The sequence below is a fragment of the Streptomyces sp. NPDC097129 genome (assembly GCF_055668065.1).
Map to the genome: position 1 here is coordinate 99,264 of NZ_JBVOQE010000004.1, position 13,511 is coordinate 112,774.

Below are 13,511 nucleotides of genomic sequence, written 5' to 3' on the forward strand. Positions count from 1 at the left end.
GTACCGGACCGCAGCGGCCGTGCGGGCCCGGCCCCGCGCATACGAACGGCCCCCGCCCGTTGCCGGGTGGGGGCCGCCGCGACCTGCGTCAGGGGCGTGTCACGCGAGACCCGGACCGCGCACCGGGATCGACGTGAACGTCGGCTGCGGGGCCGGGTCCTGGAAGAAGTCGTTGCCCTTGTCGTCCACGACGATGAACGCCGGGAAGTCCTCGACCTCGATCTTCCACACCGCCTCCATGCCGAGCTCCTCGTACTCCAGGACCTCGACCTTCTTGATGCAGTCCTGGGCGAGACGCGCGGCCGGGCCGCCGATGGAGCCGAGGTAGAAGCCGCCGTGGGCGTCGCACGCGTCGGTGACCTGCTTGCTGCGGTTGCCCTTGGCGAGCATCACCTTCGAGCCGCCCGCCGCCTGGAACTGCTCCACGTAGGAGTCCATGCGCCCGGCGGTCGTCGGGCCGAACGAACCGGAGGCGTACCCCTCGGGCGTCTTCGCCGGGCCCGCGTAGTACACGGGGTGGTCCTTCAGGTACTGCGGCATCTCCTCGCCCGCGTCCAGCCGCTCCTTGATCTTGGCGTGCGCGATGTCACGGGCCACGACCAGCGGGCCGGTCAGCGACAGACGGGTCTTCACCGGGTACTTGGTCAGCTCGGCGAGGATCGTGTCCATCGGCTGGTTGAGGTCGATCTTCACCACGTCACCGGCCTCGTCGAGGTGCTCGTCCGTGGTGTCCGGCAGGAAGCGCGCCGGGTCGGTCTCCAGCTGCTCCAGGAAGACGCCCTCGGCGGTGATCTTCGCGACGGCCTGGCGGTCCGCCGAGCAGGACACGGCGATGGCGACCGGGCAGGACGCGCCGTGCCGCGGCAGGCGCACCACGCGCACGTCGTGGCAGAAGTACTTGCCGCCGAACTGCGCGCCGATGCCGATCTTCTGGGTCAGCTCGAAGACCTTCTCCTCCAGCTCCTTGTCCCGGAAGCCGTGGCCGAGCTCGGAGCCCTCCGCCGGGATCTCGTCCAGGTAGTGCGCGGAGGCGTACTTGGCGGTCTTCAGCGCGTACTCGGCGCTGGTGCCGCCGACGACGATCGCCAGGTGGTACGGCGGGCAGGCGGCCGTACCGAGCGAACGGATCTTCTCCTCCAGGAACTTCATCATGGAGGACTCGTTCAGGACGGCCTTCGTCTCCTGGTACAGGAAGGACTTGTTGGCGCTGCCGCCGCCCTTGGCCATGAACAGGAACTTGTAGGCGCCGCCGTCCGTCGCGTACAGCTCGATCTGGGCGGGCAGGTTGGAGCCGGTGTTCTTCTCCTCCCACATGGTGAGCGGAGCCATCTGCGAGTACCGCAGGTTGAGCTTGGTGTAGGCGTCGTAGATGCCGTGGGACAGGTGCTTGTCGTCCTCGCCGGCCGTCAGCACGTTCTGCCCGCGCTTGCCCATCACGATCGCCGTGCCCGTGTCCTGGCACATCGGCAGCACGCCCGCGGCCGCGATGTTCGCGTTCTTCAGCAGGTCCAGCGCGACGAACTTGTCGTTGCCCGACGCCTCGGGGTCGTCGATGATGCGGCGCAGCTGAGCCAGGTGGGCCGGGCGCAGGTAGTGCTGGATGTCGTGGACGGCCTCCTCGGCCAGCTTGCGCAGCGCCTCCGGCTCGACCTTGAGGAACGTCCGCCCGTCGGGCCCCTCGACCGTGGAGACGCCCTCGGAGGTCACCAGCCGGTAGGGGGTGGTGTCCTCGCCCTGGGGGAGCAGATCGGTGTACGCGAACTCAGGCATCTCAGCCCATTCCTCACTCTGACGGACGGCGGCCCGCCGACGCTGGCGGGCCCCACCAGCGTAGGACCTGCCGCTGACACGGAGTCTGTGAGGTGAGGCTCACTTCGTCACCCGGCAGGGGGGTATCGCGATCTATCGTGTCTGGCTATGCTGCTGCCGTGGACCTTCACAAGCAGGTGGACCCTCAAGCGCAGAGCGCCGCCCCGGCCGCCCAGCTGCGCGCCTCCGACGCCGACCGTGACCGCATCGCCGACATCCTCGGCGAGGCCCTCGCCGAGGGCCGGCTGACCGCCGAGGAGCACGCCGAGCGCGTCGAGGGCGTGCTCGCCGCGAAGACGGCCGACGAGCTGGAGGTCTACGTCCGCGACCTGCCCGCCGGTCACCGCCCGGCGGCGGCCGTCGGCACCGCCCCGCAGCGGCCCGTCCCGGGTGCGGTACCGGCCGACCCCGACGAGAACCTGGTCGCCGTGTTCAGCAGCTCCGTCCGCCGGGGCCGCTGGCGCGCGGGCCGCCGCATCCACGCGTACGCGATCTTCGGCAGCGTCGAGATCGACCTGAGCGAGGCGCTGTTCGAGTACCAGCAGGTCGTGATCAAGGCGATCTCGGTCTTCGGCAGCGTCGAGGTGCGCGTCCCGGAGAACGTCTCGCTGCGCGGCACCGGCGGCGGCGTGCTGGGCAGCTTCGAGGTGGACACCGTCGACTCCATCGAGGCCGACGCCCCGGTCGTCTACGTCGACGGCTGGGCCGTGCTCGGCAACATCGAGGCGCGGCCCAAGCGCGGCAAGCTCGTCGCGGACATCCTCGACAAGGTCCAGCGCAAGGTCGACCGGGGTCTGCGCAGGCACCTGGACCGCTGACGGACGGCGATCCCGCGGGCGTCACATACCGCGCGGCCCGGAACTCAGTGCATAGGCGCGCGTACAGCGGGTAGGGCTTGCTGCATCGTCTCTCGCTCGCGAAGCCGTCGTCAGGAGAAGACCGTGCTGCAACCGCCGCATTCGTCCCTGCAGGTAGCTGTTGTTCCGGCCCAGCGGGGGCCGGCGCGAGACAGGGACCAAGACGCCCCATGGCACACCGAGGCGGTGTGCCGGCGTGACGAGGCCGGCTTGTTCTTCGCGCCGTCCAAGGAACCCACCGCGGCCCGGCTTTCCCGGGAGGAAGCCGCCAAACAGGTCTGCGCCCGCTGTCCGGTGATGGTCGAGTGCCGCGAGCACGCCCTGCTCCAGCCCGAGCCGTACGGCGTCTGGGGCGGCCTGACGGCAGCGGAACGCCGTGTGGTGCTGGCCCGGCGCCGCCGCCGCGAGGTGGAGCTGAAGAAGACGGCGACGACGACGGGCCGCATAGCGGCGGCGGGCTGAGCCCGCCGGACACGCCAAGAGGCGCCCCCTCCGCACCGGGGGCGCCTCTCGAGTGCCGGGGGACAGGGCCGGCGCCGGGACCTACTTGGCCCGGTCGAAGTCGATCGCGCTGTACGCCCGCAGCTTCCGCAGCCGGTGCTCGGAGTCGATCTTCCGTACCGTGCCCGACTTCGACCGCATCACGATCGACTCGGTGAGCGCGGTGTCCGACCGGTACCGCACACCCCGCAGCAGCTCACCGTCGGTGATGCCGGTCGCGACGAAGAACACGTTCTCGCCGGACACCAGGTCGTCGGTGGTGAGGACCCGGTCCAGGTCGTGCCCGGCGTCGATCGCCCGCTGCCGCTCCTCGTCGTCCTTGGGCCACAGCTTGCCCTGGATCGTGCCGCCCAGGCACTTGACGGCACAGGCCGAGATGATGCCCTCCGGCGTACCGCCGATGCCGAGCAGCAGGTCGACGCCGGTGCCCTCGCGCAGCGCGTAGATGGACCCCGCCACGTCGCCGTCGGAGATCAGCTTGATGCGCGCGCCGGCCTCCCGGACCTCCTTGATCAGGCCCTGGTGACGCGGCCGGTCGAGGATGACGACGGTGACGTCCTCGGGCGCGGACCGCTTGGCCTTGGCGATGCGGCGGATGTTGACCGCGACCGGCGCGTCGATGTCGACGAAGTCGGCGGCCTCCGGGCCGGTGACCAGCTTGTCCATGTAGAAGACGGCGGACGGGTCGAAGAGGGCGCCGCGCTCGGCGGCGGCCAGCACCGCGATGGCGTTGGGCATGCCCTTCGCTGTCAGCGTGGTGCCGTCGATCGGGTCGACGGCGATGTCGACCTCGGGCCCGGTGCCGTCGCCGACGCGCTCGCCGTTGAAGAGCATCGGCGCCTCGTCCTTCTCGCCCTCGCCGATGACGACCACGCCGTTCATCGACACGGTGGAGACGAGGGTGCGCATGGCGCGCACGGCGGCGCCGTCGGCGCCGTTCTTGTCGCCGCGCCCGACCCAGCGGCCGGCGGCCATCGCCGCGGCTTCGGTCACCCGGACGAGTTCCAGGGCGAGGTTGCGGTCGGGGGCCTCGGACGGGACGTCCAGCTCGGACGGCAAGTGATGATGCTCGGTCATCGGAGCGCACCTTTCTGATACGACGACGGCCGGATGAGGGTGTTCGACGACGACTCTATCGTCAGTCCGACAAAATGAGCAGGGGACCCCACGGATGAGCGGGCCGGGCACCTGCGACGATAGGGGGCGTGGCAGGTTCGAACGGCAAGCAGAAGACGGCCCGGGACATGATCCTCTCCCTGGCCGTGATCGGGATCGCGGCGTTGGTCGTCTACCTCTTCGCCATCCCGCATGACGATCACGCTCCCGATCTGAAGCGGGTCGACTACAGCGTCGAGCTGGCCACGGCGCGCCGCGCGGCGTCGTACCCGGTGGCCGCGCCGCAGGGCCTGCCGGACACCTGGAAGGCGACCTCGGTCCGCTTCCGGGGCGACCAGTCCGACGCCTGGCATCTGGGCTTCAACGCCCCCGACGGCCAGTACGTGGCGATCGAGCAGTCGACGCAGAAGCGCTCGGCGTTCATCGACGAGGCGAGCCAGGGCGCGAAGGCCACGAAGGTCACCGAGCAGATCGCCGGCCGCACCTGGACCCGCTACACCGGCGGCCGTTACGACGCGCTGGTGCTGCAGGACACCACCGGCGGCTCGACGACCGTGGTCGCGGGCACCGGTTCCTTCACGCAGCTGACCGAGATGGTCAAGGCCCTGAAGCTGGCCTGAACACCCGGCACGCGCGGGAGGCCCCCGGCGGTGCCGGGGGCCTCCTGTGAGGGAACGGGCGGCTCGGGCGCGCAGGGCGCCTCGCCGGCGTCGCCGGGTCAGACGGTGGTGACGACCTCGTCGTACGCCAGGCGCGGGGAGCGCGGGTAGGAGGCGTTCTCGCCCGGCCTGCCGATGTTGACGACCATCAGCGGGGTGTGGTCGTCGTCCAGGAACTCCTTGCGCACGCCCTCGGCGTCGAAGCCGGTCATCGGGCCCGCGGCCAGACCGGCGGCGCGCACGCCGACGATGAAGTACGCGGCCTGGAGGGCGGCGTTGAGCAGCGCGGAGTTCTCACGGACCGGGCGCTCGGCGAAGAAGACGTCCCTGGCCTGCGGGAAGGCCGGGAAGAGGGCCGGCAGTTCCTCGTGGAACTCGTTGTCCGCGGCGAGGATCGCGACGAGCGGGGCGGAGGCGGTCTTGGGCTGGTTGCCCTCGGCCATGTGCTGCACCAGACGCTCGCGGGCCTCGGGGGAGCGCACCAGGGTGATGCGCAGCGGGGTCTGGTTGAAGGCGGTCGGGCCGTACTTGACCAGGTCGTAGATCGCCTGCACCTGCTCGTCCGAGACCGGCTCGTCGGTGAAGGTGTTCGCGGTGCGGGCCTCGCGGAAGAGCAGGTCCTGCGCGGCGGGGTCAAGAACGAGAGACATGTGTGAACTTTCTCTGGTGTGCGTCCGTCCGGCAGGCCGGACCGTCTGACGGATTCGACGGTACGCCAGAGAAGGTTCAAGTTTCAACAACTGGGTGTGTGAGTGCTTTCACACCACGCTGTCACACCCGCCGCCCGCTACTCCTCGACTTCCTCTTCCTCCTCCGCCAGCGCCGCGTCCAGCCGCGCCCGGGCACCCTCCAGCCAGCGCCGGCACACCTTCGCCAGCTCCTCCCCGCGCTCCCACAGGGCGAGGGACTCCTCCAGCGTCGTCCCACCGGCCTCCAGCCGCCGTACGACGTCGATCAGCTCGTCCCGTGCCTGCTCGTACCCGAGCGCCTCATCCACCTTGCTGGTCATCCACCCAACCTAAACGTCGACTCGGACAGTGAACTCACCCTCGGCCACCCGCGCCCGCAGCGGCTCCTCGGCCACCACCTCGGCGGGATCGCGGACCACGTGCCCGTCGGCCTTCTGCAGCACCGCGTACCCGCGCTGCAGCGTCGCCGCCGGGGACAGCGCCACCACGCGCGCGTGAGTGTGCGTCAGCTCGGAGTCCGCGCGGTCCAGCAGATGCCCGAGACACCGCCGCGACCGCTCCACCAGGGACTCCACCTGGTCGGCGCGCTCGTCCACCACCCGGTGCGGATCCTGTATCACCGGCCGGGCCAGCGCGTGCGCGAGCCCGCGCTCCTCCCGCTCGACGAACGCCCGCACGCACCGCCGGGCCCGCCCCTGCAGCATCCGCACCCGCTCCAGCTCCTCGCCGACGTCCGGCACGACCTTCTTCGCCGCGTCCGTCGGGGTGGAGGCACGCAGGTCGGCGACATGGTCCAGCAGCGGATTGTCCGGCTCGTGCCCGATCGCCGACACCACCGGCGTACGGCACGCCGCGACCGCGCGCACCAGCTGCTCGTCGGAGAACGGCAACAGGTCCTCCACGCTGCCGCCACCGCGCGCCACGATGATCACGTCGACCTCGTCGAGCGCGTCCAGCTCCTTCACGGCCTGCACGACCTGCGGCACCGCGTGCACACCCTGCACCGGGACATTGCGCACCTCGAAGCGCACATGCGGCCAGCGGTGCCGGGCGTTCTCCAGCACGTCCCGCTCCGCGGCCGACGCCCGGCCGCACACCAGCCCGATCAGCTGCGGCAGGAACGGCAGCGGCTTCTTGCGCTCCGGCGCGAACAGCCCCTCGGCCGCCAGCGCCTTCTTCAGCTGCTCCAGCCGCGCGAGCAGCTCCCCGACGCCCACGGGCCGTATCTCGGCGGCCCGCAGGGACAGCTGCCCCCGCGGGGCGTACCACTCGGGCTTGGCCAGGACGACGACCCGTGCGCCCTCGCCGACGACGTCCGCGACGCTGTCGAAGACCTGCCGGTAGCAGGTCACGCTCACCGAGATGTCGTACGACGGGTCGCGCAGCGTCAGGAACACGACGCCGGCGCCCGGGCGGCGCGACAGCTGCGTGATCTGCCCCTCGACCCACACCGCGCCGAGGCGGTCGATCCAGCCGCCGATCAGCCGGGACACCTCACCGACGGGGAGCGGGGTTTCGGGGGACGAGGAGACAGCCATGCGGTCGAGAGTAACGGTCGGGTACGACACCGGGGCCGAGCGGACGCGGACGCCGCCGCGCTACCGCGAAGCCGTTGCCCGGCCCCGCTGCCCCACCAGCACCAGCAAGCCGATCAGCAGCCACACCGCGCCCACCACCTGCGCCGCGCCCGACGCCTCCACGATCACCGCGACCGTGATCGCAGCGCCCACCACCGGCACCAGCACATGCCGCCACCAGCTCAGCTCACCCCGGCGGCGCCCGAAGTAACCCACCACGCTCGCGTGCAGCAGCGTGAACGCCGTCAGCGCGCCGATGTCGACCACCGACACCAGCTTGTCCAGCCCGTCGTCACGCCGCGCCGCCCACCCCGCCGCGACCAGCGTGATCACCGCCGCGCACAGCAACGCCACCCGCGGCACCCCGCCGTCCGTGCGCGACAGCGCCCTCGGCAGCCGCCGCTCCCGGGCCATCGCGAACAGCAGCCGCCCGGCCGCCGCCTGCCCGGCCAGCGCCGCGAACGCCGCCCCGATGGCCTTGCTCCCGGCCACCAGGTCGTGCAGCCAGCCGCCGACGGAGGAGTCCACCGCGTCGTAGAACGCCGAGCCCTGCTTGGCCGGGTCGGCGGCCAGCTGCGCGGACGTCATGGGCTCCAGCAGAGCGACCAGATAGGTCTGCGCGACGAAGAGCACACCGGCCAGCGCCAGGCAGAACAGCAGCGCCCGCGCCACCTTCGCCGACCCCCCGGTGGTCTCCTCCGCGAACGTGGCGATCGCGTCGAAACCCAGATACGACAGCACCGCCACGGACACCGCCCCGACGACCGCCGACAGCGCGAACGCGCCCTGTGAGCCGTCCCCGGACAGCGGCGACAGCACGTCCCGCTGGGCGCCGTCCCGCGCGAGGACCACGACCGCCGCCACCATGAACACCAGCAGCACCACGATCTCCATCGCCAGCACGAGGAAACCCACCAGGGCCGCCGTGCGCACCCCCCACAGGTTCAGCAGGGTCGTGACGACCACCGCGAGCGCCGTCCACACCCAGCGGGACACCTCGGGGACGAGGGAGTTCATCGCGATCCCGGAGAACAGATAGGCCACCGCCGGGATGAGCACGTAGTCCAGCATCGCCATCCAGCCGGCCACGAACCCGGCGCCCTCACCGAGCCCCACGCGCGCGTACGCGAACACCGAGCCCGCCAGGGGGACCACCCGCACCATCTGCGCGTAGGAGAAGGCGGTGAACGCCATGGCGACCGTCGCCACCACGTACACCAGTGCCACCGCGCCGTGCGACTTCGCGTCCAGCGTGCCGAACACGCCGACGGGCGCCATGGGCGCGATGAAGAGCAGCCCGTAGACCACCAGGTCGCGGAAACCGAGGCTGCGGTGCAGCCGGTCGTGCGCGCCGGCCGGGGATGCCGTCGTCTCCGTGTCGGACATGGAAACCAGTTTTCCCCCGGCGCCCCGCACGACGCGATCTCTGTGCCGCCGAACGCACCCTTACGATGGGACGCATGACTGCTTCGCCTGGCCGCCGTGTCCTGCTCGCCGCCCCCCGGGGCTACTGCGCGGGCGTGGACCGCGCCGTGATCGCCGTCGAGAAGGCCCTGGAGCAGTACGGGGCCCCGGTGTACGTCCGGCACGAGATCGTGCACAACAAGTACGTCGTGCAGACCCTGGAGAAGAAGGGCGCCGTCTTCGTCGAGCGCACGGAGGAGGTGCCGCCGGGCAACATCGTGATGTTCTCGGCGCACGGCGTGGCCCCGACCGTGCACGACGAGGCCCGCCAGGGCCGGCTCGCCACCATCGACGCCACCTGCCCGCTGGTCACCAAGGTCCACAAGGAAGCCGTCCGGTTCGCGGACGAGGACTACGACATCCTGCTGATCGGCCACGAGGGCCACGAGGAGGTCATCGGCACCTCCGGCGAGGCGCCCGACCACATCCAGCTCGTCGACGGCCCCGGTGACGTCGACAAGGTCGAGGTCCGCGACCCGTCGAAGGTCGTCTGGCTGTCCCAGACCACGCTGTCCGTGGACGAGACCATGGAGACCGTCGACGCGCTGAAGACGAAGTTCCCCGGCCTCGTCTCCCCGCCCAGCGACGACATCTGCTACGCCACGCAGAACCGCCAGCAGGCCGTGAAGCAGATGGGCGCCGAGGCCGACCTCGTCATCGTCGTCGGCTCCCGCAACTCCTCCAACTCCAAGCGCCTGGTCGAGGTCGCCAAGCTGGCCGGCGCCCGCGCCGCGTACCTGGTGGACTTCGCCGACGAGATCGACGAGGCCTGGCTGGAGGGCGTGAGCACGGTCGGCGTCACCTCCGGCGCCTCCGTCCCCGAGGTGCTGGTCGAGCAGGTGCTGGCCTGGCTCGCCGAGCGCGGCTTCGAGGACGTGGAGATCGTCAAGGCGGCCGAGGAGTCCATCACCTTCTCCCTGCCCAAGGAGCTGCGCCGCGACCTGCGCGAGGAGGCGGCCGCCCTGGTCGCCGAGCGCGGCGGATCCGGTCCGTCGCAGGCGTGACGTCCGGGCCGTTCCTGGCGTGACGTCCGGTCCGTTCCTGGCGTGACCGTCAGTGGTCCGTCGTAACGTGGAGCCATGCAGATCTTCGGCGTGGACATCGGCGGATCCGGGATCAAGGGCGCCCCTGTCGACCTGGACAGGGGCGACCTCGCACAGGAGCGCTTCAAGGTCCTGACCCCGCACCCGGCGACACCGGACGGCGTGGCCGACGGCGTGAAGGAGGTCGTCGGCCACTTCGGCTGGAGCGGCCCGGTCGGCCTCACCTTCCCGGGCGTGGTGACGGGCGGGGCCATGGTGCGTACGGCGGCCAACGTCGACCCGGGCTGGATCGACACCGACGCGCGCGCCCTGTTCTCCGAACGGCTCGGCGGGCTGCCGGTGACCGTGGTCAACGACGCGGACGCGGCGGGCGTCGCCGAGATGCGCTTCGGCGCCGGAAAGGACCGCCGGGGCACGGTGATCCTGCTGACCTTCGGCACCGGCATCGGCAGCGCGGTCTTCACCGACGGCGCCCTGGTGGCCAACACCGAACTGGGCCACCTCGAGCTGAACGGCCACGACGCGGAGAAGCGCGCCTCCAGCAAGGCCAAGGACGATCACGACCTGACGTGGGAGCAGTGGGCGCACCGGGTGCGGAAGTACCTCGCGCACGTGGAGATGCTCTTCTCGCCGGAGCTGTTCATCATCGGAGGCGGCGTCAGCCGCAAGTCCCACAAGTTCCTGCACCTGCTCGACGGCATCAGAGCCGACATCGTCCCCGCCCAGCTGCAGAACAACGCGGGCATCGTGGGCGCGGCCATGCGCGCGGCGGCCCGCAGCTAGAGCCCAGCCCGTCTATCCGCGCCCCGTGGCCTGCCGCCGTCGGTGATGGGCCAGGGCGAGGCGGCGGGCGACGGCGATGACGCCGGCGATCAGTGTGCCGGCGTACAGCCAGCCCGCCTCGGTGGCCAGGGCCGTGACCAGGTTCATCAGCCGTGCGCCGAGCCCGTCGCCGCTGTCGGCCAGGGGCACCAGCCCCGCGGCGAACGCGATCGGCAGCACGACGGGGGCGGTCAGCAGATCCCCCTTGCGCACCCACACCGTGGTGAGCACGCACACCGGCAGGAAGAGCACGCCGTACACCGTCGGCGACGTCCCGAACAGCACCCGCAGCGCCAGACCGAACACGATCATCACCGCCCCGCAGAACAGCCCGCTGCCGAGCCCGGTCAGCCGGGGGTTGGGCAGTCCGCGCACCGGCCGGGCGAGCGGCGGAGCGGGCCGCCGCACGGTGACCGCGCGGCGCTGAGCGGCCCCGGCGTCACCGCCGCCGTCCGCCCGGCGCGCCGCCCCCGCAGCCGGCCGCGACGGGCGTCCCCCCTCCGGGCCGGGCCTCCCGCGCCGCGCCTGCGGCGGCAGCGGCGACGGTGACGGCGCCGGTGTGCGGCGGCGTGGTGCGGACTGGGCGGGGCGCGTCCTGTGCTGCTCCATTGGACCAACTTAGGTCGGTTCGCTCGCCCGCTCACACCCCGGGCACGCCGTTCGGCGGACCCCGGCCATCCGTTCGAGACGGCCTCAGGCACCGGCGCGCTCACCCCGTAGACTGGTGGATCGGCCCCGCTGGGGACCCGCCGCCCTCCACCCTCACGTAACGGGAAGTCGCAACGTGTCGCTCACGATCGGAATCGTCGGTCTGCCCAATGTCGGCAAGTCGACCCTGTTCAACGCCCTGACCAAGAACGACGTGCTGGCGGCCAACTACCCGTTCGCCACGATCGAGCCGAACGTCGGCGTGGTCGGCGTGCCCGACCCCCGGCTTGCGAAACTGGCCGAGATCTTCTCCTCCGACCGGGTCCTGCCCGCCACGGTCGACTTCGTCGACATCGCCGGCATCGTGCGCGGCGCGTCCGAGGGCGAGGGCCTGGGCAACAAGTTCCTCGCGAACATCCGCGAGTCCGACGCGATCTGCCAGGTCATCCGTGCCTTCAAGGACGAGAACGTCGTCCACGTCGACGGCAAGGTCTCGCCGAAGGACGACATCGAGACGATCAACACCGAGCTGATCCTCGCCGACCTCCAGACGATCGAGAAGGTCCTCCCGCGCCTGCAGAAGGAATCGCGGATCAAGAAGGACATCGCTCCCAAGGTCAAGGCCGTCGAGGAGGCCAAGGAGATCCTGGAGAAGGGCGACACGCTGTTCTCCCAGGGCATCGTCCAGGGCACCGAGCGCGCGGAGCTCCTCCACGACCTGCACCTGCTGACCACGAAGCCCTTCCTCTACGTCTTCAATGTCGACGAGGACGAGCTGGTCGACGAGGACTTCAAGAACGAGCAGCGCGCCCTGGTCGCCCCCGCCGAGGCGATCTTCCTCAACGCCAAGCTGGAGGCGGACCTCGCCGAGCTGGACGAGGAGGAGGCGCTGGAGCTGCTGGAGTCCGTCGGCCAGCACGAGCCGGGCCTCGCCACGCTGGCCCACGTCGGCTTCAACACCCTCGGCCTGCAGACCTATCTGACGGCCGGCCCCAAGGAGTCCCGCGCCTGGACGATCAAGAAGGGCGCCACGGCCCCCGAGGCGGCCGGTGTGATCCACACCGACTTCCAGAAGGGCTTCATCAAGGCCGAGGTCATCTCCTTCGAGGACCTGGTCGAGACCGGCTCGGTCGCCGAGGCCCGCGCGAAGGGCAAGGCCCGCATGGAGGGCAAGGACTACGTGATGCAGGACGGGGACGTGGTGGAGTTCCGGTTCAACGTCTAATACGTTCGGCGAAAGGCCGTCTGACCTGCGACGGAACGGGTTGGGCGGCCTTTGCGGTCCGCACAGAGTCCGCAGCGTGCTGACTTCGGTCAGCGCGCGGGGGAGCGGCTACGCCGCTTCGTCGACCTGTGGCTGGGCATCGGCGGACTGGTCCGCCGCGCCTGGCGACGCCAACGCGGCTGGATCCATCAACCGCCTACGCGAACGCCTCCCCGACCAGGAGGTGGCCGACCGCGGTATGGGGCGGACCCCGCCGACCCATGGCGCCACACCACTACCGCCATACGCATGGTGCACACCGTCCTCGACTCCGATGACGATGCCGTCGCCCAGGGTCACCTGGCCGCCTTCGGTGACGCCCTGTACAACATCGCCAGCGCCACGACCGGCCCACATCGGGCGGAACTACGAGCGGCGGCGACGCCGTTCAACCGCGCCCGCCGCTCCGCCACCCTCGCCGACCCCCAGGCTGCCACCGCTCTGCGCCAGGCCGCCGCCAAGAAACTCGCCTACGCCCCCGGCGAGCCGGGCGGACTCGCGATCGCCCTGCTCTTCGCCACCGTGCACCTGGCCCGCGCCGCCGCCAAGTGGCACGAGCAACGCGGCCACGAACAGCAGGCCGCCGCGGCCGAGGAAGCGTCCCGCCACCTCCAGGCGGGCTACCAGCAGGCCGCCCCACCCGTCTTGACCGACTTGGCACGCCGCGCCCCGCGAGATGCAACCGCCCACCGCTACGAGCAGGACGTTCGCGCGGCCCTCCCCGACCACGTCGACCGGATCATCGCCGACCCCGCTTGGACCGCCCTGACCGCAACCCTCGCCCAAGCCGAGACCGCCGGCCACAATCCCCGACGTCTCCTGGCGGAGGTGGGCGCCCAGCGGGAACTCGACGGCGCGGAGCGCCCCGAGGTCCTCAACTGGCGCATCACTGCTCAGCAGAACCGGCGGGCGCAAGCCGCTCGCAGTCGAAGCGCTATCAGCGGCACATCGGCCAGATCTGCCACGACACACCCTCCGGTCTCACCAGTGGCTACGAGGACCGAAGAGCGCAGTCGACACCGCTGACGCCACGGCCCGATGCCCCGCCACGCCTCATGGCAG

The 13,511-nt window shown here is 71.1% G+C and carries 13 protein-coding genes and 1 pseudogene; 7 read left to right on the forward strand and 7 right to left on the reverse strand.

Annotated elements, in window-relative coordinates; genetic code table 11:
- Positions 1 to 99: 99 nt before the first annotated feature.
- Positions 100 to 1,770 carry a fumarate hydratase gene (locus AC0B9F_RS14275; protein WP_472002319.1) on the reverse strand — a complete coding sequence of 557 codons (1,671 nt, stop codon included), beginning with the start codon at positions 1,768 to 1,770 and terminating at the stop codon, positions 100 to 102.
- Between the two features lie 158 nt (positions 1,771 to 1,928).
- Between AC0B9F_RS14275 and AC0B9F_RS14280 the strand changes: the two genes are divergently transcribed.
- Together AC0B9F_RS14280 and AC0B9F_RS14285 are read left to right on the forward strand one after the other, a co-directional pair.
- Positions 1,929 to 2,627, forward strand: a complete 699-nt coding sequence (locus tag AC0B9F_RS14280; RefSeq protein WP_472002321.1) for a DUF1707 SHOCT-like domain-containing protein — start codon at positions 1,929 to 1,931, stop codon at positions 2,625 to 2,627.
- A 123-nt stretch (positions 2,628 to 2,750) separates the two neighbouring features.
- Positions 2,751 to 3,128, forward strand: coding sequence for a WhiB family transcriptional regulator (locus tag AC0B9F_RS14285; protein WP_472002323.1), 378 nt, complete (start codon positions 2,751 to 2,753; stop codon positions 3,126 to 3,128).
- Positions 3,129 to 3,209: 81 nt separating this feature from the next.
- Here the strand turns inward: AC0B9F_RS14285 and glpX are convergent, their stop codons facing one another.
- The gene (glpX, locus tag AC0B9F_RS14290; protein ID WP_472002324.1) at positions 3,210 to 4,244 is read right to left on the reverse strand and encodes a class II fructose-bisphosphatase; all 1,035 of its coding nucleotides are present in this window, start codon (positions 4,242 to 4,244) and stop codon (positions 3,210 to 3,212) included.
- Positions 4,245 to 4,372: 128 nt separating this feature from the next.
- Here glpX and AC0B9F_RS14295 point away from each other — a divergent pair, with 128 nt between their 5' ends.
- Positions 4,373 to 4,903, forward strand: coding sequence for a DUF4245 domain-containing protein (locus AC0B9F_RS14295; protein WP_472002326.1), 531 nt, complete (start codon positions 4,373 to 4,375; stop codon positions 4,901 to 4,903).
- 98 nt (positions 4,904 to 5,001) lie between these two features.
- Here the strand turns inward: AC0B9F_RS14295 and AC0B9F_RS14300 are convergent, their stop codons facing one another.
- From AC0B9F_RS14300 to AC0B9F_RS14315, 4 genes are all read right to left on the reverse strand, one after another.
- Positions 5,002 to 5,592, reverse strand: a complete 591-nt coding sequence (locus tag AC0B9F_RS14300; protein WP_472002328.1) for a malonic semialdehyde reductase — start codon at positions 5,590 to 5,592, stop codon at positions 5,002 to 5,004.
- Positions 5,593 to 5,729: 137 nt separating this feature from the next.
- Entirely contained in the window at positions 5,730 to 5,951 is a 222-nt protein-coding gene (locus tag AC0B9F_RS14305) for an exodeoxyribonuclease VII small subunit (protein WP_472002330.1), read from the reverse strand.
- A gap of 9 nt (positions 5,952 to 5,960) precedes the next feature.
- Positions 5,961 to 7,169 (reverse strand): exodeoxyribonuclease VII large subunit, encoded by a 1,209-nt coding sequence (gene xseA / locus AC0B9F_RS14310; protein WP_472002332.1) that lies wholly within the window; start codon positions 7,167 to 7,169, stop codon positions 5,961 to 5,963.
- A 60-nt stretch (positions 7,170 to 7,229) separates the two neighbouring features.
- Entirely contained in the window at positions 7,230 to 8,594 is a 1,365-nt protein-coding gene (locus tag AC0B9F_RS14315; RefSeq protein WP_472002334.1) for an APC family permease, read from the reverse strand.
- A gap of 65 nt (positions 8,595 to 8,659) precedes the next feature.
- On the opposite strand from AC0B9F_RS14315, the gene AC0B9F_RS14320 reads away from it, so the two are divergent.
- Together AC0B9F_RS14320 and ppgK are read left to right on the forward strand one after the other, a co-directional pair.
- Positions 8,660 to 9,676 (forward strand): 4-hydroxy-3-methylbut-2-enyl diphosphate reductase, encoded by a 1,017-nt coding sequence (locus AC0B9F_RS14320; protein ID WP_472002336.1) that lies wholly within the window; start codon positions 8,660 to 8,662, stop codon positions 9,674 to 9,676.
- 75 nt (positions 9,677 to 9,751) lie between these two features.
- Complete coding sequence (ppgK, locus tag AC0B9F_RS14325) at positions 9,752 to 10,498, forward strand: polyphosphate--glucose phosphotransferase (protein WP_472002338.1); 747 nt, start codon at positions 9,752 to 9,754, stop codon at positions 10,496 to 10,498.
- A 12-nt stretch (positions 10,499 to 10,510) separates the two neighbouring features.
- Here the strand turns inward: ppgK and AC0B9F_RS14330 are convergent, their stop codons facing one another.
- Positions 10,511 to 11,146 carry a DUF6542 domain-containing protein gene (locus AC0B9F_RS14330; protein WP_472002340.1) on the reverse strand — a complete coding sequence of 212 codons (636 nt, stop codon included), beginning with the start codon at positions 11,144 to 11,146 and terminating at the stop codon, positions 10,511 to 10,513.
- Between the two features lie 175 nt (positions 11,147 to 11,321).
- Between AC0B9F_RS14330 and ychF the strand changes: the two genes are divergently transcribed.
- A complete protein-coding gene (gene ychF / locus AC0B9F_RS14335; RefSeq protein ID WP_472002341.1) occupies positions 11,322 to 12,410 on the forward strand; it encodes a redox-regulated ATPase YchF in 1,089 nt (362 codons plus the stop codon).
- Positions 12,411 to 12,564: 154 nt separating this feature from the next.
- Positions 12,565 to 13,475, forward strand: a pseudogene (locus tag AC0B9F_RS14340) (relaxase/mobilization nuclease domain-containing protein); the annotation flags it as partial.
- Positions 13,476 to 13,511: the final 36 nt, after the last annotated feature.